17 protein-coding genes are annotated in these 21664 nt (G+C 54.6%); 13 read left to right on the top strand and 4 right to left on the bottom strand.

Translation table 11 applies throughout. The features are described 5' to 3' along the window. The first annotated feature begins 78 nt into the window (after positions 1-78). Positions 79-1359 carry an alpha/beta hydrolase family protein gene (locus G523_RS20225; protein WP_022694486.1) on the top strand — a complete coding sequence of 427 codons (1281 nt, stop codon included), beginning with the start codon at positions 79-81 and terminating at the stop codon, positions 1357-1359. On the opposite strand, the gene G523_RS0107795 is transcribed toward G523_RS20225, so the two are convergent. Continuing rightward, positions 1360-3540: a TonB-dependent receptor gene (locus tag G523_RS0107795; RefSeq protein ID WP_027441552.1), complete on the bottom strand. Its 2181-nt coding sequence runs from the start codon at positions 3538-3540 to the stop codon at positions 1360-1362. A gap of 317 nt (positions 3541-3857) precedes the next feature. On the opposite strand from G523_RS0107795, the gene G523_RS0107790 reads away from it, so the two are divergent. From G523_RS0107790 to G523_RS0107765, 6 genes are all read left to right on the top strand, one after another. Next, on the top strand, positions 3858-4130 hold the full coding sequence (locus G523_RS0107790; protein ID WP_022694484.1) for a hypothetical protein: 273 nt from the start codon (positions 3858-3860) through the stop codon (positions 4128-4130). 80 nt (positions 4131-4210) lie between these two features. Further along, positions 4211-5251, top strand: coding sequence for a MaoC family dehydratase (locus tag G523_RS0107785; protein WP_022694483.1), 1041 nt, complete (start codon positions 4211-4213; stop codon positions 5249-5251). Then, complete coding sequence (locus G523_RS0107780; RefSeq protein ID WP_022694482.1) at positions 5251-5652, top strand: hypothetical protein; 402 nt, start codon at positions 5251-5253, stop codon at positions 5650-5652. Before G523_RS0107785 ends, G523_RS0107780 begins: the two co-directional genes overlap by 1 nt. 281 nt (positions 5653-5933) lie before the next feature. Beyond that, positions 5934-7412 (top strand): methyl-accepting chemotaxis protein, encoded by a 1479-nt coding sequence (locus G523_RS0107775; protein ID WP_022694481.1) that lies wholly within the window; start codon positions 5934-5936, stop codon positions 7410-7412. Positions 7413-7530: 118 nt separating this feature from the next. Next, positions 7531-9018: a methyl-accepting chemotaxis protein gene (locus G523_RS0107770; RefSeq protein ID WP_022694480.1), complete on the top strand. Its 1488-nt coding sequence runs from the start codon at positions 7531-7533 to the stop codon at positions 9016-9018. A gap of 278 nt (positions 9019-9296) precedes the next feature. Continuing rightward, the gene (locus G523_RS0107765; RefSeq protein ID WP_022694479.1) at positions 9297-10787 is read left to right on the top strand and encodes a methyl-accepting chemotaxis protein; all 1491 of its coding nucleotides are present in this window, start codon (positions 9297-9299) and stop codon (positions 10785-10787) included. A gap of 20 nt (positions 10788-10807) precedes the next feature. Here the strand turns inward: G523_RS0107765 and G523_RS0107760 are convergent, their stop codons facing one another. The 3 genes from G523_RS0107760 to G523_RS0107750 form a co-directional block, all read right to left on the bottom strand. Then, positions 10808-11527 carry a glutamine amidotransferase-related protein gene (locus G523_RS0107760; RefSeq protein WP_022694478.1) on the bottom strand — a complete coding sequence of 240 codons (720 nt, stop codon included), beginning with the start codon at positions 11525-11527 and terminating at the stop codon, positions 10808-10810. Positions 11528-11780: 253 nt separating this feature from the next. Beyond that, entirely contained in the window at positions 11781-12563 is a 783-nt protein-coding gene (locus tag G523_RS0107755; RefSeq protein ID WP_022694477.1) for a hypothetical protein, read from the bottom strand. A gap of 87 nt (positions 12564-12650) precedes the next feature. Beyond that, a complete protein-coding gene (locus G523_RS0107750) occupies positions 12651-14405 on the bottom strand; it encodes a DUF885 domain-containing protein (protein WP_022694476.1) in 1755 nt (584 codons plus the stop codon). A gap of 79 nt (positions 14406-14484) precedes the next feature. Here G523_RS0107750 and sdhC point away from each other — a divergent pair, with 79 nt between their 5' ends. The 6 genes from sdhC (at position 14485) to G523_RS0107720 (ending at position 21641) form a co-directional block, all read left to right on the top strand. Next, a complete protein-coding gene (sdhC, locus tag G523_RS0107745) occupies positions 14485-14886 on the top strand; it encodes a succinate dehydrogenase, cytochrome b556 subunit (protein ID WP_022694475.1) in 402 nt (133 codons plus the stop codon). Between the two features lie 4 nt (positions 14887-14890). Then, positions 14891-15280: a succinate dehydrogenase, hydrophobic membrane anchor protein gene (sdhD, locus tag G523_RS0107740; protein ID WP_022694474.1), complete on the top strand. Its 390-nt coding sequence runs from the start codon at positions 14891-14893 to the stop codon at positions 15278-15280. A gap of 27 nt (positions 15281-15307) precedes the next feature. Further along, complete coding sequence (gene sdhA, locus G523_RS0107735; protein ID WP_022694473.1) at positions 15308-17098, top strand: succinate dehydrogenase flavoprotein subunit; 1791 nt, start codon at positions 15308-15310, stop codon at positions 17096-17098. A 329-nt stretch (positions 17099-17427) separates the two neighbouring features. After that, on the top strand, positions 17428-19236 hold the full coding sequence (locus G523_RS0107730) for a DUF1800 domain-containing protein (protein ID WP_022694472.1): 1809 nt from the start codon (positions 17428-17430) through the stop codon (positions 19234-19236). Positions 19237-19247: 11 nt separating this feature from the next. Beyond that, a complete protein-coding gene (locus G523_RS0107725; RefSeq protein ID WP_022694471.1) occupies positions 19248-20687 on the top strand; it encodes a DUF1501 domain-containing protein in 1440 nt (479 codons plus the stop codon). A 174-nt stretch (positions 20688-20861) separates the two neighbouring features. Further along, positions 20862-21641 carry a succinate dehydrogenase iron-sulfur subunit gene (locus G523_RS0107720; protein WP_022694470.1) on the top strand — a complete coding sequence of 260 codons (780 nt, stop codon included), beginning with the start codon at positions 20862-20864 and terminating at the stop codon, positions 21639-21641. Positions 21642-21664 lie beyond the last annotated feature (23 nt).

The raw sequence follows: 21664 nt of genomic DNA, 5'->3' as shown, positions 1-21664 counted from the left end.
TCATTGTGAACACCGCTTTGAGAACTCCGTGCTAGGGTCCGGCTTCTATCTGGACACCTTCGCGGAGCGCGGACCTTTATGCGAATTCTGAAATTCATTATGGGCGGGCTTACTGCCCTCATTGCATTGGCCATTGTCGGCTGTTCGACCGTTGGCCTTCCGCGCGTCAGCACCGGACCAACCGACTTCTCCGCAACGCCCAACCTGCTGGCCCCTTATGGCGGTATGGAGCAGGTCACCACAGCTGAAAACTGGACTGAAGAACGCGCGCCGTTCTGGCGGAATATGCTGCTCAGTCAGGTTTATGGCACTATCCCAGCGCCCGTTGCGCCCGAGATTGTATCTGACCGGATTATCGCGGCAGATATTCTCGAAGGCCGCGCGCATCTACGTGAAGTCCAGCTACGCCTCGCCATTGGTGAGCACACCTTCCGTCAGGATGTTCACTTCATTGTGCCAAATACGTCGGGTCCGCACCCGGTCATTCTGGGCGCAGGCTCCTGCCCGAATGCGCTAATCCTGCCGTTTGAAGGCATTTCTGCAGCGCCTGATGTCTCGTATCCTGATTATTGCGAAAGCGGCTCGGAGTTCATGCACTCCGTCGCAACGTTCGTCTTCGGCCGCTATATCGAGGTTCCGCCTCTGGAGCAGCTGATTGACCGCGGCTTCGCATATGGCGCCTACTATCCGGGCATGGTGGTCCCGGACAATATCGAGACCGGCATGGCGGCACTCAGCTCGATCCGCGAAGGCGAGATGGAGCATGGCCCTTATGCTGCAATCGGCACATGGGCATGGGTTGCGCACCGCATTACCGATTACATCGAAACGAGCGATGAACTCGACGCCGACCGCATTGTTCTGTTCGGTCATTCACGCAGCGGCAAATCCTCGCTTCTGGCTGGCGCTCTGGATGACCGTATTGCTGGCGTGATCTCTCACCAGTCAGGCACGGCAGGGGCTGCGCTTCAAAAGAATGATGTCGGCGAAACCATTTCCAGCATCACAGAAAGCTTCCCGCACTGGTTCACGCCCAGCTATGCGCTCTATGCAGACCGCGCACAGGATCTTCCGTTCGATCAGCACGCGCTAGTCGCACTGATGGCGCCGCGGCCTCTACTGCTGGGCAATTCGGCCCGTGACCAATGGTCCGACCCACGCGGAAGTTTTGCCTCTGCACGCGCAGCAGGTGAGATTTATGAGCTTCTGGGAGGAGATGCATTCAGCGCCGAAAACCTCTGGGATTTCGACGCCAATGCTGACCTTGCCTTTCAGTTCCGTGAAGGCACGCACGGCATCACCCCCGAGGACTGGCGGCCATTTATGCAATGGCTCACCGTCCATTTCGGGAATGAGTGATCAGAACCGCGAGGAAATACCGAAGCGAACATTACGCCCTGGCGCCGGAACCTGATCTTTCAGAACCGACGTCGCATAGCGGACTTCCTCGTCCGTGATGTTGCGCGCCTGTACGAACAGGCGTGCGCTGTTCACGCCTGGAACGAACTCAGCAACATCCAGACCAGCTGACAGATTGAACACTGTGTAACCATCTGTCTCCAGAATGCCTGCGCCGGTATCATCCTGATCTGCTGCGTGGCTGAAGCCGAGACTTGCGTCGACCATGCCCCACTCAGCAGTTACATCGCCATTGAAAGTCGCTGGCGGAAGATATGGCACATTCTGACCGTTATCGAGCTCGGCATTCACAAGGTCGAGGCTTCCTTCAAAGTCCCAATGCGCACCCAGCGGACCGTCTTCGAGGTGGTAAGCACCATAAATTTCACCGCCGAAGAAATCAGCGTCTTCCTGATCGAAAACAAAGACCGGGAAGCCATCAATAACGTCTTCGAATTCGCCATCTTCCTCGTGGAATGCGACGCCCGGCGTCAAATAGATGAAATCGTTGAAGTTTGTCGCAAAAATGTTTGCTCCGAGGCTCAGATTCTCTCCCAGCCAGCGGGCGGTGAATTCAAAGTTGGTGCCGCGCTCGACATCCGTATCCGGATTGCCGACTTCATACTGGTCAGTGGCGAGGTGCGCACCGTTGGCGAAGAGTTCACTCTCGTTTGGCGCACGCTCCGCGACCGAAACCTGAGCGCCGAGGAAGAGACCGTTATCCCAATGACGGTGAATACCGAAGGACCCACTCAGCATCGTAAAATCACGTGAACCGAAGGTGACGTTATCGCGCTCAACCTCTTCGAGGCGCAGACCGCCCTCCCAACCGAAGCCATTCGTATATTCGCGCGCTTCAAAAATGAACAATCCAAGGGAGTTGGACTGGGTCGCCGTGATAAATGCTTCTTCGCCGACAGCGTTGAAATCAGTATCGCTGAATTGCAGGCCAGCAGTGCCCTCAATGTCACCAAGAGCATGGTCGATCTCGATGCGGCCTTCATAACCTTCGTTGAAATACTGCGTGCCGATTTCGCCCGGGCCTTCATATTCAGCGTGCGTGTAATCAGACGAGCTGAAACGAGCGTCGATTGCGCGGATCACATCATGGTTGAAGCTCCAGCCTGCCTGAATATCAACGCGGGTCTGCTCCAGACCAATGAACGCGTTCTCTTCTTCGTGCTCATGCTCTTCTTCGTCATGATCCTCGTCTTCGTGATCTTCTTCCTCTTCATGATCATGCTCTTCCTCGCCATGCTCATGGCTGTGCCCAGGAAGTCCGTAATCAGCTTCCTGCTGACGCACAGCAATACCGAAGTAACCGCTATCACCTACCCATGAAAGGCCAGCACCGAAGGTGTTCGATTCAAGGAAAGAGTTCTCGAGCAAGTCGCGAATTTCTTCTTCCTCTTCGTGCTCATGCTCGTCTTCGTCATGATCCTCCTCATCATGGTCTTCATCTTCATGATCATGTTCTTCCTCTTCCAACGCGCGGACACGGGAAGATTCGGCAAAGCCCGGAATCTCATAGTCGTCAAAATCACGTTGGGTTGCCGACAGAGACAGAACGAAATCGCCCAAAAGGAAATTCGCGCGACCACCAATCTCAGAGCCTTCATTCACGCTGTTATAGGCACCGAACAGCTGGCCGGTAACGGTCTCGTCCGGCAATTCGCGCACAACGAGACCGTCGATTACGTTCACCACACCGCCAATTGCCTGTCCGCCATAAGCCAGCGCGGCCGGACCCCGGAGGATTTCAATTCGGTCCGCATCAATACCGTCGGTGGAAACCTGGTGGTCCGGAGACGCTGACGATGCGTCAATCACACCAAGGCCGTTTGTCAGCACGAGGACACGTTCTGACCCGAGGCCGCGCAGAACAGGGCGGCTTGCCCCCGCGCCAAAGTAGGTCGTGGAAACGCCCGGCTGACTGGCCAGCGTGTCGCCAAGCGTACCCTGAAGGTCTGAAACGATATCCTCACGCGTGATCGCGGTCACATTGGAGATAAGTTCGCCGGCCACGCGCTCGGGCCCTGGCGATGTTACAATTACAGTGTCTGCCCGCAGTTCAGCTTCGGAAACCTGCGCATGAACAGGGAGGGCCAGTAGTGGAAGGCCCATTAGATACTTGTACGGCATTCAGTGCCCCAAAATTGATAAGTAATGATATCACGATACAGTGTTATGAAATCACAAAACATAGCCGATTTATTATTGCAACCGATTTTCGTTCACATTCATTTCATCACTAAACATTGATCAAATCAGTAGCTGGAGCACCCAACTAAACGAAACTACCAAAAGTAGTTATTTGTACCGAAAAAAAATCAATCGGCGAAAAAACTTGTTCGATCTACTGCTCTTTCAGCCCAACTACGTAAAATTGAATACGTTTCTCTAGGCGATACATTAAAACATCTTCGCGATAGTCATCCTCATTGAGGAGACCAGATCCTATGGAAATCACGGCCACAGCCTGGGCAGCCGGGCTGGCAAGCGCACTTTTATATTTCATCTTCGCCTGGCCGTTGGCGAAGCTGTTCTCATATGGACGCTCCCTATTTGCCAGCTTCTACATGAAGCTCTTGCTGGCGCTCGTGATGGGGGCGGTGACAGCGCCGCTTGCGGAACGCTTTGCCCCTTCACTTCGCGATACCACGCTTGAGCTGATCAGCCGGTCGGAGACCGCCACTGCGGTTTATGCCCGCATCATGTACATGCTCACCTGAGACGCGTTGACAACGCCCCTGATTTGACTGTTGAACGTCAAGAAACAAAACAGACGACACAGCGATCGGGGACTTGAGACATGAAATCCTTTTCCGGGAATTACTTTGAAGACTTCACAATCGGCCGCGTTCTGAAACACGCCACACCGCTGACTGTGAATGAAGCCGATCTGGCCATCTACCGGTCGCTGACTGGTAGCCGCTACGCGCTCTACTCTTCTACGCCGTTTGCAGAAGCTGCAGGCTTTGACCGTCAGCCGGTCGATCCGATGATCGTGTTCCACGTTGTCTTCGGTAAAACAGTTCCGGACATCTCTCTCAATGCTGTCGCGAACCTCGGCTATGCCGATGGCAAGTTCATGGCGCCGGTTTACCCGGGCGACACCCTCTATGCGACGTCTGAAGTCATTGGCCGTAAGGAAAACTCAAACGGCAAAACAGGCGTTGTCTATGTCCGCACCACCGGCACCAACCAGAATGGCGACAAAGTCCTGACCTATGTACGCTGGGTGATGGTCAACAAGAAAGAACACGCTTCGCCGGCTCCGGACGCTGTTCTGCCTGATCTGCCAAAAGCCGTCGATGCAGCAGACCTGTCGGCTTACGCACACTATGCGTCTTATGACGCAGAGCTTGCAGGCAGCCCGCACTTCTTCGACGATTACGAAATTGGCGAGAAGATCGACCATGTCGACGGCATGACCATCGAAGAAGCCGAACACCAGACGGCGACCCGCCTTTACCAGAACACGGCGAAGGTTCACTTCAACCAGTTCGAGCAGGGCAAGGGCCGTTTCGGCAAGCGCCTCATCTATGGCGGCGTTGTCATCTCCACTGCACGCAGCCTCGCATTCAACGGCCTGGCCAATGCCGGTCAGATGATCGCGATCAATGGCGGCACGCACTGCAATCCGCTCTTCTCCGGCGACACAATCCACGCATGGTCGGAAGTGCTCGACAAAGCAGACCTCTCCGACACCATCGGCGCGCTTCGTCTGCGCCTTGTGGCGACAAAAGACCTGCCATGCGCAGACTATCCATACAAAGGCGAGGACGGAAAATATCTCCCGAATGTCCTGCTCGACTTTGATTACTGGGCGGCCATCCCTAAATCCCGATAATGATCGGATCAGCAGAACCTATTATTGCAATCGCGGTGATCCTCTCCGCGATTGTGAGCCTCATCGGCACCGGCGCACGCAAACAAGCCGTGCTTGAAGGCCGTGCACGTGCCGCAGACCTGTGTGAGCTGACGGGCATTCTGGAGCCGCGCGTTCTGCAGGACGTGTTCGGCCCGCCCACAATGGACGGCTTTTACAACACGACGCTGGAACGGGTTAAACAGGCGCGACAGCCTCTCGGCCTTATCATCAGCGAAGACCGCGCAGACATTGCCTGCATTGTTGTCGCATGCGCCACATTCCTGACGAGCCACCCCATTTCCGACCTCGTTCTAATGATCGCCGCAGCTTATCAGACAGCAGGATGGTTTATTTCGGTTCGCCTGCCCGAAAAAAAGTAATTTTCTTTTTTAAGCTGAAGTGGTGAACGGGTTTAACACCCATGCGGTCATCGCCACGAACCGAAACATCCGAAATCTCAATACTTAAAGACACTCTCTGCCACCGTGCGGAGAGTTAACATGTTTAATTCTTACCCCGAAAATACAATCTTGAATGGCATATAATGCATATACACCACACGCTTAATCAGCGTTAACCATTGAAAAGTTTACAGGAATTGGAAAAATATTAACCCTAGCCGCCTTATCAAGTATTCATATTTCTTACTGAGGGAAACATAATGTTCAAGCAGGGTAACGCGTCAGGAATTTTGACTGACACAGAGCGTATGAAAGCTCTAACGCAATCCCAGGCTATTATCGAATTCAGCCCGGATGGCACTGTTCAATACGCAAATCAGAACTTTCTGGATACGATCGGATATTCACTCGACGAGATTGTCGGCAAACATCACAGAATGTTTGTCACGCCCCAGGAAGCCGGGTCCGCTGAATACACCCGCTTCTGGGATGACCTTCGCGCTGGCAAATTCCGCTCCGCCGAATTCCGCCGTGTCGGCAAAGGCCGCCGCGAAGTCTGGATACAGGCATCCTACAATCCGATCAGAAACAAAGCCGGTGATGTGATCGGCATTATGAAGCTCGCATCAGATACAACAGACGCTAAAAAGAACTCGCTTCTGAATGCGGGCCAGATTGCAGCGCTGAACCAGTCGCAGGCAGTGATCCACTTCGCTCCGGACGGCACCATCCTTCAGGCAAATGACAATTTCCTCGCTGCTGTCGGCTATTCACTTGATGAAATCCGCGGCCGCCATCACTCCATGTTCGTGGCCGATGAAGATCAGGGGCCGGAATATAAAGCCTTCTGGAGCGATCTGCGCCGCGGCGAATATCAGGCAGCCGAATACCGGCGCATCGCCAAAGGCGGACGCGAATTCTTTATCAACGCGACCTACAACCCGATTTTCGACACTGATGGCAATGTCATACGCATCGTGAAATTTGCGACAGACGAGACAGACCGTGTCGAGCGCATGCGAGCTGTCCAGAGCATTGATAAAGGGCTTGCCCTTATCGAAGACGCGATCAGCAACGTTGCCAAACAGGCCGCTGAAGCGTTTCAGGCATCGGCCGCAACGTCTGAGAACGTCCGCAATGTCGCGACGGGCAGCAGTCAGCTGGCCTCGTCCTTCACCGAAGTCTCCTCACGTCTCGCGGATGCCGGCAATATTTCAGCGGAAGCCGTCGACAAAGCGCAGGAGGCATCCAACCAGATTGGCAGCCTGACCCAGAGCGCTGAGCAGATCAGCTCGATTGTGAAGATCATTTCAGACATCGCCGCGCAGACCAATCTGCTGGCGCTAAACGCAACGATTGAAGCAGCACGCGCCGGCGAAGCTGGCAAAGGCTTTGCCGTGGTCGCGAGCGAAGTCAAAGCCCTGGCCTCGCAATCGGCAAACGCAACCGAAGACATAACGCGCCAGATTCTGGCGGTTCAGACTTCCACTCATGGCGCGGCTGAATCCATCGCCGCTATCGAACGCGTCATCGGTCAGGTGAATGAAGTCTCCGTCGCGATTTCGGCGACGGTCGAGGAGCAAGCGACAGTGACGCAGGAAATCTCCGGAAATATGAGCTCTGCGAACACGGCAGTGTCCAACATTTCAGGAAGTTTCGAGACAATCGCGAAATCAATCGAAGAAATTCAGATTTCAGCCAAAAAGCTCAAGAAAGCGTCCTCACATATCGCAGCATAAAGAAGAAACAGGGAAGACCAGATCAAATACATGGCTGATACAAAAGGGTTTCGTAACGGAAACCGAGTATAAATAAATGAAAAGCCGACAATATTTAACGCCCGGAACGGACTGACCTATGCGAAAAATTCTATCAAAAAGCCGCACAGGTGAAAAAGACAAACTCTCTGCGATCAGCCGTTCTCAGGCCGTTATCGAGTTCACACCGGAAGGCATTATTCTGAGTGCCAACCGGAACTTTCTCGACGTTATGGGATATGAAGAAGCCGAAATCATCGGCAAACACCATTCCATCTTCATGCCGGAATGGGACAGAGAAACCGACGAGTATCGTGAGTTCTGGCGAGGCCTGAAAGCCGGGCAGTTCCGCGCTGGAGAGTTCCGCCGGATTGCCAAGTCCGGCAAAGGCGTCTGGATCAACGCATCCTACAACCCTGTCTTCAACAAGACTGGTGATGTCGTTTCGATCCTGAAGATCGCTGCAGATATCACCGAACTGAAGACGAAATCCAGCATGGATGCGGGCCTGATCACCGCGATCAACGTCTCTCAGGCCGTGATCCATTTCGACCTCGACGGCAACATTCTCGATGCGAATGACAATTTTTGTCAGACGCTCGGCTACTCGCTTGAAGAGATCAAAGGCAAAAAGCACGCAATGTTCGTCGCGCCTGAAGATCAGGACGCGGAGTATCGCCGCTTCTGGGACGCGCTTCGTGAAGGCAAATTCCAGGCCGCGGAATTCCGCCGGATTTCCAAGAGCGGCAAACCCGTCTTCATTCAGGCGACCTATACGCCAATCCTGAACTTCCTCGGCAAACCATATAAGGTGGTGAAGTTCGCAACCGACATCACCGACCAGGTTCTGCGCCGTATCAACCGCATTCAGGTCTCCGACGAAATCGGCAAAGACCTCTCTGAAATCGAGACCTTTGTAGATCGCGCAGCGCAGCGCGCACAGGCCGTTGCAACCGCATCATCGGAAACAGCACAGAGCGTGGAAAATGTCGCTCAGGGCAGCTCCGACCTCGCCAACTCCGTCAGCGAGATTTCCAACCAGGCCACCCGTGCCAGCGAGATTTCCCGCAACGCAGTGGCTGAGGCCGATGCGGCCCAGCAGCATTTTGATGTTCTGGCAAAGTCAGCTGACCAGATCGGCGCGATTATCAGCCTCATCTCCGACATTGCCGAGCAAACAAACCTTCTGGCGCTCAACGCGACAATTGAGGCCGCACGCGCTGGTGAAGCTGGCCGCGGATTTGCCGTTGTTGCCAGCGAAGTCAAACAGCTCGCCACCCAGTCTGCGCGCGCGAGCGAGGAAATCGGCTCTCAGATCCTCTCCGTTCAGGACGCAACGAAATATGCCGTCAGCTCGATTGGTGCGATTTCCAAGATAATCGAAGACGTGAACGCGATTTCGGTTTCCATCTCCAGCGCTGTGGACCAGCAAGCTGCTGTCACGCAGCGCATTTCCGCTCACATGACCGAAGCGACAAATGCTGTGACAAGCGTCAATTCCGGCATGGGCGAAATTGCTTCGGCGACCAACGAGATCAGCGCGTCCACCCGCAAGGTGAAAGAGCTCTCCCAGTCTATCGCCAGCTAGATAAAAGCGTATTGCAAACACGACCACGAGAGCTATCCAAGACCAACTCAGGGCTCACTCACTACACTCATCTTAAAGATGTTATTTTGCCAATAACTATCCTGAGTTATATTTATTGACACGCGTCTCAAAAAACTTAAGTATTGAATGCGTGCACTTCATTGGTTCATCAAATCCGCCCGGCTCCTGAAAGCTTATCGAAACGAAAAAACACCTAAATCTTGTGGATACAAAAAGGTCCTGCTGGTCAGAACCACACAAAATGAGTGAACGGTGTTATGTTGAATAAGCTTCTTGCTGGATCTCGCCATCCAGATACATCCAGAATGGCCGCGCTTGATCGGTCTCAGGCGATTATTGAGTTTTCACTAGATGGCACGATCATCCATGCGAACCAGAATTTTCTGGATGCCATGGGCTACGAGCTTGCTGAGATTAAGGGCAAGCATCATTCCATCTTCATCGATCCCAAAGAGGCAGCTTCCCCTGAGTACCGCCAGTTCTGGTCCGACCTGAAAAACGGTGAGTTCAAGAGCGACGAATTCCGCCGCCTCGGCAAGGGGGGCAAGGAAGTCTGGATTCAGGCCAGCTACAACCCGCTCAAAGACGGGTCAGACCGCGTCACCAGCGTTATGAAACTAGCGAGTGACGTAACCGCTCGTAAAAATCTTTCTGCCGACCATGAAGGCAAGATTGCAGCGCTTGACCGCGCACAAGCTATTATCGAGTTCAAAACTGATGGTACAATCGTCGACGCCAATGCAAATTTTTGCACGGCGCTTGGTTATGAGCTGTCGGATATCCGTGGCAAGCATCACTCCATGTTCGTCCCCGCAGATCAGCAGGGTCCGGAGTACCAGAAATTCTGGGAACAGCTGCGTGCGGGCGAATTCCATAACGCCGAGTACAAGCGCATTGGTAAAGGTGGTAAAGAGATCTGGATCCAGGCGACGTACAATCCCATTTTAAATGCGAATGGGGATGTCGTGAAGATTGTCAAATTTGCGACCGATATCACAAAAGAAATGCAGAGACGCCGCGAACGCCGCGAGATTAGCGCGCAAGTCGATACCGATCTGGTCCGCATACTCGAGGCGGTTACAAGCGCAGCCAGCCAAATTACAGAAGCGTCTGCTTCCGCCCGTGAAACGGCACAAAGCGTTGAAAGCGTTGCTGCGGGTAGCAACCAGCTCGCCGCATCGGTCAATGAAATCTCGGAGCAGGTAAACAACGCCAGCGCTGTGTCGCAGCAGGCCGTCGAGAAAACAACCGAAGCATCGCGGTCTATCAACGAACTTACAGATTCGGCACAGCAGATCAGCCAGATCATAGCACTGATCTCCAGCATTGCGGATCAGACCAATCTACTTGCCCTCAACGCAACCATTGAGGCGGCGCGCGCGGGTGAAGCAGGCAAAGGCTTTGCCGTCGTTGCAGGTGAAGTCAAAGCCCTGGCCAATCAGTCTGCCAAAGCAACTGAAGAGATTATCAAGCAGATTGCTTCAGTTCAGAAAGCGACCGACACCGCTGTTGCCAATATCTCGGAGATCACCGGCGTCATCGAGAGGATCAATGATATTTCCATGTCCATTTCGGGCGCAGTGGAAGAACAAGCCGTCGTAACTCAGGATATTTCCCGCAATATGAGCGAAGCAACCAGCGCGGTGAACAATATCTCCACGGGCGTCGATGGATTTGCCGAATCCACCAACCTCATCAAGAGCTCGACCGAGAAAGCTAAAGAGCTTTCCGCCCGTCTGGCGTCTTAATACCAATCCGCTGTTCAGCTCTAATGGCGCGCATGGATAAAGTTCACCATCCAGCGCGCCATTAATTTATTATCATCCGGCACTTTGAAGCTCGCGGCGGCCTCGTCCACAAACGCGTCGGTAAACTTCGTCCCGCGACGCACATTATAGAGATCTTCCAGAAACTCGTCCGAGAACTCCGGATGCCCCTGAAACGAAATGATCGGTCCGCGCGAATAGGCGAGCGCCGCGTTCGGGGCAAAATCATTTCCACCAATCGCAATGGCGTCTGCCGGCGGGCTTAACACCTGATCCTGATGGCTCACACCAACTGAGAACGTCTCTGGCGGGTTCGGCCCCATCCACTCCGCTTTGTGCCTGATCTGATAGGTATGACGGCCAAGCCCCCAGCCTTTATCGGATTTGCGCACATCACCGCCCAGCGCGTCAGCAATCACCTGATGGCCGAAACAGATACCGATCATCGGCACCTGATGCTCGGCGGCAAAGCCGATCCATTCTTTCAGCGTACGCATCCACGGCACATCATCATAAACGCCATAGGCAGAGCCTGTAATCAGGATCGCCTCCAGCGTTTCCGGGTCCGGCAGCGCATCGCCTTTAACCGGTGAGATGGTCTCGAAAGTCATCTCCTCATCAACAGCGCCGATTAGCTCTTCGAACATTTTCGGATAGCCTTCCGGATAGTCATCACGGATGGATTCAGGTGGAAGGCCGGTTTCGATAATGGTGAGGCGCATAAAGGAACTCCGTCAGTGCGCCCTCACTTAAGCTGCACCGCGCCCTGCGAAAAGGGCACGTCCTGAGCTTCTTCACTCAAAATCGCGAGACCGCCTGTTCTGCGGGCGGCGCTCGGTTATACCGAGCCTTCGCGCAAAAGGGCTTTAGACTAAAACTTCTTGGCGAAGCTAGGTTCGCTAATACGGGCACTTAATCTGCAATCCGACGCAAAGCGGAAGAAGAGCTGGAATTTCCAGAACCAGAGCTCAATGATCAGATGAACCATCTCAAGTAAACAAAGTCGAGAAGCAGAGCCCCGAGGATAATCGCCGACAATATAAATGATTTAATGATGAATTTACGTCGTATTGTGTGCCGATGATACTCGATATCAGAAACATAACTCAAAAGATTATCCAAATCCTCTTTAGGCTGAGTCAAAACAAAATCTATGATTTCATCATTTTCTCTTGAATTAACAGTATTTGCAGACAACTCATCTAGCGCCATTTCTAACTCACGCTCTGCTTTTTCAAATGCCGGGTCGCCTTCTTCGTGAGTCTCGAAGTATCCGATAATCATGTAAATACGTTTGATGACCGCCGCGCGTCCCACTCGGGACAGCTCGGGGTCTATCGCCTTTAGAAACTGACGTTCTTGAGCAGTCGCAAACCAAGCTTGCAGCTGCCCGGTGAGTAAAATCGAAGCCACAATGACGAAATCCAATGTGATTCTTGGAATATCGAATGGCAGCCACCCGAAGAAAAAATGGAATAAAGGCTGCGTAATATCGCGCCAAATCTCAATGGCCGCAGAAATCCACTCAAAAACAAATATAATTTTTGGGTAATTTTCTATGCACCACCCTAAAAGCCACGTGCCCGCATCAATCGCCCACTTTGTTGCCGAAACAATACTTAGAATGCTGGAGATGAGGCTGGTCCACGCAATCAAAAACCAACCCCAACGAAGCGCAAACCGAGCAAATGCTGGCGGACGAAATTTACGGACCAACACCGAGAGGAGTTTGTCGGGAGAGTATTTGTGAATCTTCAACCTTCTGCCCAAGCCATTCAGTACAATTTCTATTAGCAGAAAATTGCACAGAAACTCCTAGCAAGCCAACATTGCTATACCCACGCATTACCCCGTCTTCTCAGCAATCCATGTGCGGACACGCTCTTCCAGAAGGCTGAGCGGCATGGCGCCTTCGGCCAGAATGAGATCGTGGAATTCGCGGATATCAAAGTCATTGCCGAGCGCCTCACGCGCCTCTTCACGCAGGCCGAGAATGGTCAGCTCGCCAATCTTGTAGCCAAGCGCCTGCCCCGGCCAGCTGATATAGCGGGTGACTTCGGTTTCAATATTCAGCGGTGAGAGCGCAGAGTTCTCAAGGAAGCAGGCTTCGGCTTCTTCACGTGTCCAGCCCATCCAGTGCATGCCGGTATCAGCGACCAGACGGCAGGCGCGCCACATCTCGTATGACAGCTTGCCGAACCGCTCATACGGCGTGTCGTAAAGGCCCATCTCACCCGCAAGCGTCTCTGAATAGAGGCCCCAGCCTTCGACAAAGGCGTTGGAGAAATAGTTGCGACGGAACTCCGGCACATTCTCCTGTTCCTGCAAAATAGCGATCTGATGGTGGTGGCCTGGCACCGCCTCATGCGCGGTAAGCGCTGGCAGCTCGTAAAGCGGGCGCTGATCGAGCGCATAGGTGTTCACCCAGTATTCGCCCGGCTTTCCCTCATCCATGTCGCCGCCGAAATAGAGGCCGGTCGAGAAGCCCGGCGCGATCGCCGCTGGTACAGGCACAACGCCATAAGGCTGGCGCGGCAAATGGCCGAAATAGGCTGGCATGTAATAGTCGAGGTCTTTTGCGATGCGCGCGGCATGCATCATCAGCTCGTCCGCGGTTTGCGCGTAGAACTGCTCGTCCGTGCGCAGGAAGGTGAGGAATTCCTCAAACGTACCTTCAAATTCGACCTCTTCGATGATCTCATCCATCTGGCTACGAATGCGGGCAACTTCGGAGAGTCCGATCTCGTGAATGTCTTCCGGCGAGAGGTCTGTACGTGATGTGTGCATGGCCACCGCGAGGCGGTAATAGTCACGCCCCGTCGGCACCGTACCAACGCCCGGCAGGGCGCGTGTGTTCGGCGCGTAATCTGTCTCAAGGAAAGCCAGAATGTCTGCGAACGCCGCCTGCGCAGTGAGCGCTGCTGCGCGGCCTTCCTCGATCAATTCGGCGCGGCGTGCCTGGTCAATGTTTTCGGGCAGGTTCAGGAAAGGCGCGTAGAAATCGGTTTCCACAATCGGGGCATCTACCTGCGCGCTGATCTGCTCCATCGTCGTGGTGAGCGGGTCTTCATAGGCGACAAAGCCTTCCGCGAGGCCACGCTCCAGATTGGCGCGTATATCTGCAAAATAGGCTGGCACCGCATTTAGGCGGGCAATAGTGGCAACCACGTCTGCTTCATTGCGAATGGTGGCTCGTGAGATGCCGTAAGTCACATCCAGCTGGAAACCAGTATGACCGCCAATGCGGGCGCGGTCGTCATCCATTTCAGCCGACAGCAGCAAGTCTGAAATCTGGGCCGCCAGAATTGCATGGTTCATCCGCTCGGTTTCGGAATAGCCGGATTGGTCAATCGCGGCGAGTTCGTCTGCCAGCGCTGCCATGGCCGCCTGCGCCTCTGCAAGCCCTTCCGGCGTTACATCACCCCACGTTGAAGGGGCGACGCCCTCTTCTGCCGCACGCAGGTCGGGACTCAGTTCCAGAACCAGCGACTCATAGGCTTCGACCACATCATCGAGGGAGCCTTCTGCGTAGGCCGTGGAAGCGGAATTGGCAGCCAATGCAAAGAAAAATGACGAAAAAACGATTTGACGGAGAAACATAGAGCACCAAGTGATTGACTAAGTGGATTTGAATTCTAGAACCACATCCACACATTTAGCGGATTTCAAGGGGGCCGATTTGGCAAACGACTGGAACGACACACGACCGTTGTCACCGCACATCATGAACTGGAAGTGGCATATTACAATGGCCACTTCGATTTTTCATCGGGCATCGGGCGTCGCGCTATACATCGGATCATTTCTGATCGTTGGCTGGCTTGTCGCAATCACAATGGGTGAAGCAGCGTACAACAGCTATGCAGGCTTCCTCGGATCACCAATCGGTCTGATCCTCCTGTTCGCATTCACCGCGGCAGTTATGTACCACCTCGCAAACGGCATCCGTCACCTCTTCTGGGACGCAGGCACAGGCTATAAGCCAGGCACAGCGAACCTGACAGCGTGGCTGGTAATCCTTTTCGCAGCGGTTAGCTCTGTCGCGATCTGGGCTTACATTCTCTTCGGCATGGGAGGCTGATCACATGTCTCAGAAATCTATCCGCACCCCTATGGCAAATGTCCGCGGCCTTGGCTCTGCTAAAGAAGGCGCAGGACACTTCATCACTCAACGTGTTACAGCAATTGCGCTGATCTTCCTCGTTCCAATTGCACTCGTGTCTATCCTGTGCGCGGTTCAGGGCGGCTATGAAGGTGCTATCGAGTCTGTCTCCAACCCGCTGTTCGCGATCCTGCTTCTGCTCACAACGGGTACAGCATTCTACCACATGCGCCTCGGCATGCAGGTCGTCATTGAAGACTATATCGGCAAGCACACCACACGCGTTGTGCTGCTCATGCTGAACACTTTCGTATCGATTATTCTGTTCGCCGCAGCTGCTTACTCCATCGTCCGTATCGGACTTGGCGCGTAACAGGGCGAACACCAAAGGGCTAAACTGATGACCGAATATACCTGGATTGATCACACTTATGACGTTGTCGTAGTGGGCGCTGGCGGCTCCGGCCTGCGCGCTGCACTCGGTAGCGCCGAAGCTGGCCTCAAAACAGCCTGTGTGACAAAAGTCTTCCCAACCCGTTCGCACACTGTTGCGGCGCAGGGCGGCATCGCTGCTTCCCTGAAGAATATGGGTCCGGACGACTGGCGCTGGCACATGTTTGACACCGTGAAGGGCTCTGACTGGCTCGGCGACCAGGACGCGATTGAATATCTCGTCCGTGAGGCGCCTGCAGCGGTTTACGAGCTTGAGCACTATGGTGTGCCATTCTCCCGTACCGAAGAAGGCAAGATCTACCAGCGTCCGTTCGGTGGCCACATGCAGAACTACGGTGAAGGGCCGCCGGTTCAGCGTACATGTGCTGCGGCTGACCGTACCGGTCACGCCATCCTTCACACACTCTACGGTCAGTGCGTCAAGCAGGACACAGAGTTCTTCATCGAGTATTTTGCGCTCGACCTGATCATGGATGATGATGGCGTCTGCCGCGGTATTACTGCTCTGAAAATGGATGACGGTACATTCCACCGTTTCCGGGCTCAGAAAGTCGTTCTGGCGACTGGCGGTTATGGCCGCGCTTACTTCTCAGCGACGTCTGCTCACACCTGCACAGGTGACGGCAATGCGATGGTTCTGCGCGCAGGCCTTCCGCTGCAGGACATGGAATTCGTTCAGTTCCACCCAACCGGCATTTACGGCGCGGGATGCCTCATCACTGAGGGCGCGCGCGGTGAAGGCGGCATCCTTCGCAACTCCGAAGGCGAGCGCTTCATGGAGCGTTATGCGCCGAACGCAAAAGACCTTGCATCCCGCGACGTTGTTTCCCGCTGTATGGCGATGGAAATCCGTGAAGGTCGCGGTGTTGGCCCTGAGAAGGACCACATCTATCTCCACCTCGATCACCTTGATCCGGACGTGCTTGCAGCTCGTCTGCCGGGCATTTCCGAGAGCGCGGCGATCTTCGCTGGCGTTGACGTCACAAAGGAGCCGATTCCGGTTCTGCCAACCGTTCACTACAATATGGGCGGCATTCAGACGAACTATCACGGTCAGGTTCTTACCCTGCGTGACGGTGATCCGGACGCGGTTGTTGAAGGTCTCTACGCTGTTGGCGAAGCGGCTTGTGTGTCCGTACACGGCGCAAACCGTCTCGGTTCCAACTCACTCATCGACCTCGTGGTCTTTGGCCGTGCGACCGGCCTCCACCTCGGTGAAACAACAACAGCTGGCGCGAAACAGCCTGAGTTTGATGCCTCTACTGGCCAGAACTCGCTCGACCGCCTCGACCATTACCGCAACGCATCTGGCGGCACGCCAACTGCAGAGCTCCGCATCGAGATGCAGAAAGCCATGCAGACAAACTGCGCGGTATTCCGTACCGGCGAAATCCTCGGCGAAGGTGTTGAGAAGATCAAAAACGTCTTCTCCCGTATGCCTGATATCGGCGTTTCCGACCGCGGCCTGATCTGGAACACCGACCTCATGGAAACCCTTGAGTTCGACAACCTGATCGCTCAGGCAGCTGTCACCGTTAACAGCGCTTACAACCGTACAGAATCGCGCGGCGCGCACGCGCGCGAAGACTGCCCGGATCGTGATGATGAGAATTGGATGAAGCACACACTCGCATGGTGTGATGCACAGGGTAACGTCACCATCGACTACCGTCCGGTACACAGCTACCCGATGACAGGCGATATTGAGTACATCAAGCCGAAGGCTCGCGTTTACTAAGCGCGCTGCAAATTTCATTCAAAAGGCCGGGGCTCTGCTCCGGCCTTTTTTTTGTTCGTGCAACACCTGAATTGTCGGCCTTCCCGCCCCAATTAAAGGCTTTCGCTTCTGAGAATTGTGTGAGCGGTGCCTGCAACCCTTAAGGCTTCGTATTCAAATGCAGTATATAAAGTAAATTTGGTGTACACCCAGTAACAATACTTCGTTACATCGCGTTACTGATCTACACTATTATGTCATCGGACGAATTGTTACTTCATCGCCCGACAAATACAGCCCTACCCTGTTTCATACACTTCGAAATGATCAGTGAATGAGGGGCTGTTGGAATGGGCAGATTAAAAAAGGTTCTGATTACGGGTGCAGCATCTCTTATGCTGCTTGCAGCCTGCAGCGGGGGAGGCGGCGGAGACAATTCCAACGGCACACCGACGCCCACGCCGACACCAGTGCCATCACCTCCTCCTCCTCCTCCGCCGCCGCCAGCACCACCGCCGGTTCAGGATACTGTGTTCGAGACAAGGGAAAGCACGGCGCGCTTTCTGACCCACGCAACTTTTGGCCCCCGTACGGCTGAAATTGACACGCTGACAGGCAAATCTGCTTCCGACTGGTTCCAGGCCCAGCTCAATCTGCCCCCCACTCTGAACCTGCCCTATATCGACAATTATCTGGACAATGACCCGAACGGGCGCACCGCGAATGGCGCGATTAGCTTTTCCGGCACATTCGCTCCGGTATTCGCCTTCTGGAACAACTCCATCACGGCGGAAGACCAATTGCGTCAGCGGGTGACTTTTGCGCTCTCCGAAATTTTCGTGATCTCGACGCGGGCGAATGTGCGGCTGAGGTCTGACCCGATTGTTGTCGGCGCGTATATGGATATTCTAACGCGCAACGCGCTGGGAAATTTCAGAGACCTGCTGGACGAGGTAACTTACAGCCCGGCCATGGGCGAGTTTCTGACCTATCTGCAAAACCAGCGCGGCGATCCTGACACCGGACGAATGCCGGACGAAAACTATGCCCGTGAGGTGATGCAGCTGTTCACCATCGGGCTTATAGAGCTCAATAATGACGGCACGCCGCGTCTCGATGGAAACGGTCAGCCGATCGAGACCTATACCAATGATGATGTGACCGGTCTTGCCCGCGTCTTCACCGGCCTGAGCAAGGACACAGACAGCTTCTTCGACAGACCAATTCCTGAACTTGCCTCGCGCGTGCCGATGCGCTTGTTCCCAGAGTTCCACTCCAATCGTGAGAAAAACTTTCTGGGAGTGTCCATACCCGCCGGGACGGGCGGCGAAGAGTCCATCGATACAGCGCTCGACACCCTGTTCGATCATCCCAATGTCGGACCGTTTATCGGACGTCAGCTCATCCAGCGACTGGTCACCAGTCACCCGGACCCGGACTATATTGCGCGCGTCGCAACTGCATTCAATCAGGGAAGCTATGTGCTTCCGGACGGTGATCTGGTTGGCACGGGCGAGCGGGGTGACCTCGCCGCCACTGTGGCAGCTGTACTCATGGATGAGGATGCTACAGGCGACCAGTCCCTGTTCGATGACGAGTTTGGCAAAGTGAGAGAGCCCATACTGCGCTTTACCCATTGGGCGCGCGCGTTTGATGCAGAACCTGTCTCCCCTCAAGGGCTTACCAATCTCTGGATACCAACCAATCAGAACACACTCGGCGTTGCGGCCTATAGCGCGCCAAGCGTCTTCAATTTTTTCCGTCCGGGCTATGTCGCGCCGGGCACAGAGTCTGGCGAAGCAGGGCTGACCGTTCCCGAACTACAGATTTTCAATGCAGGAACCATCCCGACTGTCGCCAACTTTATGGGCTTCTTCATCAATGAAGTTCCTGCCCAGTTCGCCGAACCCGAACGCAATGTGTTCCTGCCCGACTATGACGAGCTCATCGAACTTGCTGACAATGAGGAAGACCTTGTCGACTACCTTGATACCTATCTGACTTTCGGCACGATGAGCGAGGGGACGCGTCAGTCCATTATAGACCAGCTGGCGCTGATCGATCCGGAAGTCCGCGAGTTCAGGGATGGCCAGCGTCTGCGTGTTCGCCTCGCCGTTTTCCTGACCCTTTCCTCCACCGACTATCTTCTCCAGCGCTAAGGAGCGTGAACATGAACATCTCCAGACGCACACTTCTACGTTATGCCGGCGCCGCAGGGTTGTCCGGCGCCACAGCCGCCAGCCTGACCACGGCCCTGACCGGATTTCAAAAAGCCAGCGCGGCTGACATTTCAGGCTATCGCGCACTCGTCTGCATCTTCCTGCTTGGCGGTATGGACTGCCACGACACAGTCCTGCCCTTCGATGAGGCAAATTATGAGAGCTATGCGCGTGTCCGGTCCTCACTGCTCAGCTCCTACAACCAGCTTGGAGGCGGATCGACGCGCGTTCGCGATCGGCTTCTGCCGCTCAATCCGGTCAATGCGAGCCAGTTCGAGGGACGTCAGTTTGCCCTCCCCGAAGAACTCAGCGAGTTGCACAGCCTGTTCGAAAGCGGACGGGCTTCGATTGTGGGCAATGTCGGGCCGCTGATCGAACCCTTAACGCTGGATCAATTCAGACAGGGCACCGGCCGCATTCCCCGCCAGCTTTTCTCTCACAATGACCAGCAATCAACATGGATGGCCAATGCACCGGAAGGTGCACGGCGCGGATGGGGCGGCCGGTTTGCCGATGCAGCTATTTCCTCATCAGCCAATTCCGGCGAGTCCTTCACCACAATCTCAACTGCCGGATCGTCTGTCTTTCTCGTCGGTGATCGCGCACAGCCCTATGAGCTTGGCCGTAATGGCGCTGGCAGCTTTGACCAGCTGGCCCGCGCCGAACAGGGCCGAAATTCCGAGGAAGGCGAAGAGAGCTTTCAGCGACTACGCGCCTTTCTTCAGGCTAACGACTATGACGGTGACAATCTGATCGGGCGCGATATCGCCTCCATTCAGGAAACGGCCTTTCTGGCCAATGAGGCCTATAACGACGCGACACAGAACGCGCCGGACCTTCCGATCAGCTTCGCCAATGATGCACTCGGCCCACAACTGGAAGCCGTCGCCCGCGCCATTCAAGCCCGCGACGCGCTGGGGCAACGCCGGCAGGTCTTCTTTGTCGCCTTCGGTAATTTCGACACGCACTCCAGTCAGGCCGCTGATCTACCCGGTCTGCAGCGCACGTTAAGCGATGGCATCTCGCGTTTCGTTCAGACGATGGACGCCTTCGGCCTCATGAACGACGTCACCGTATTCACGGCATCCGACTTCGGGCGGTCCCTAGCCTCTAATGGCGATGGCACCGACCATGGCTGGGGCGGACACCACTTTGTCATCGGTGATGCCGTTGAGGGCCAGACCATATTCGGCGACATTCCGCCTTACGATCTTGGGCATGCAAATGACGCTGGCGCAGGGCGGCTCCTACCCTCGCTTTCGGTCGATCAATATGCAGAACCTCTCGGCCGCTGGTTCGGGCTGACAGAAGAAGAAATCGCTCTGGCATTGCCCGGCCTGAGCAACTTCAATTCGCAGGAAAGCCTGAAGCTGTTCCCTGGGCCCGTTTAGGGGCTGATTCGCCGGAAAACCCCTTGAAATTCGGGCGTAGACTGAGCAAACAGGGGTCAAATAATCATGACGTTCTGGCTTTTCATCGAAAACCTGTCAGAAATTTATCAGTGATCTATCTTTTACTTCAAAGCCGGTTATAAAACCGCTGAAGATTTGTAAGGACGGGATATTATGGTTCAGCTGACGCTTCCAAAAAATTCGCAGGTTCAAACAGGCAAGACATGGCCGAAGCCTGAGGGTGCGAACGTCAAGAAGTTCAAAATCTATCGTTATGATCCTGAAGCTGACGGAAATCCGCGCTGGGATACTTACTTCGTCGATATGGACGATTGCGGACCGATGGTTCTCGACGTTCTGATCTACATCAAAACGCATATCGACTCTACGCTCACATTCCGCCGCTCTTGCCGTGAAGGTATTTGTGGTTCGTGCGCCATGATGATTGGTGGCCGCAACACGATCGCCTGCACAAAGGGCTGGAAAGAGATTGCTGGCTCTTCAATCACAATCGCGCCGCTGCCACACATGCCAGTTGTGAAGGACCTCGTTCCGGACCTCACAAACTTCTACGCGCAGCACGCTTATGTGCAGCCATTCCTGAAAACCGACACACCAGAGCCGGAGAAAGAATGGAAGCAGACACCGGAAGATCGTGACAAGCTGGATGGCCTGTATGAATGCATCATGTGCGCATGCTGCTCTACATCCTGCCCGTCTTACTGGTGGAATGGCGACAAATATCTCGGCCCTGCAGCCCTGCTTCACGCTTACCGCTGGCTGATCGATAGCCGCGACGAAGCTGCTGGCGAGCGTCTGGACGATCTGGAAGATCCGTTCAAACTCTATCGCTGCCACACCATCATGAACTGTGCGCAGGTTTGCCCGAAAGGCCTGAACCCTGCCAAAGCGATTGGTGAGATCAAGAAAATGATGGTTGAGCGCGTCGCGTAAGCACTGCGCCCCACGCAAACGGA

Source organism: Ponticaulis koreensis DSM 19734 (assembly GCF_000420665.1).
GTDB classification, from domain to species: domain Bacteria; phylum Pseudomonadota; class Alphaproteobacteria; order Caulobacterales; family Hyphomonadaceae; genus Ponticaulis; species Ponticaulis koreensis.
Note: the sequence above shows the minus strand (reverse complement) of the source record. Positions and strands in the feature narration are given on the sequence as shown.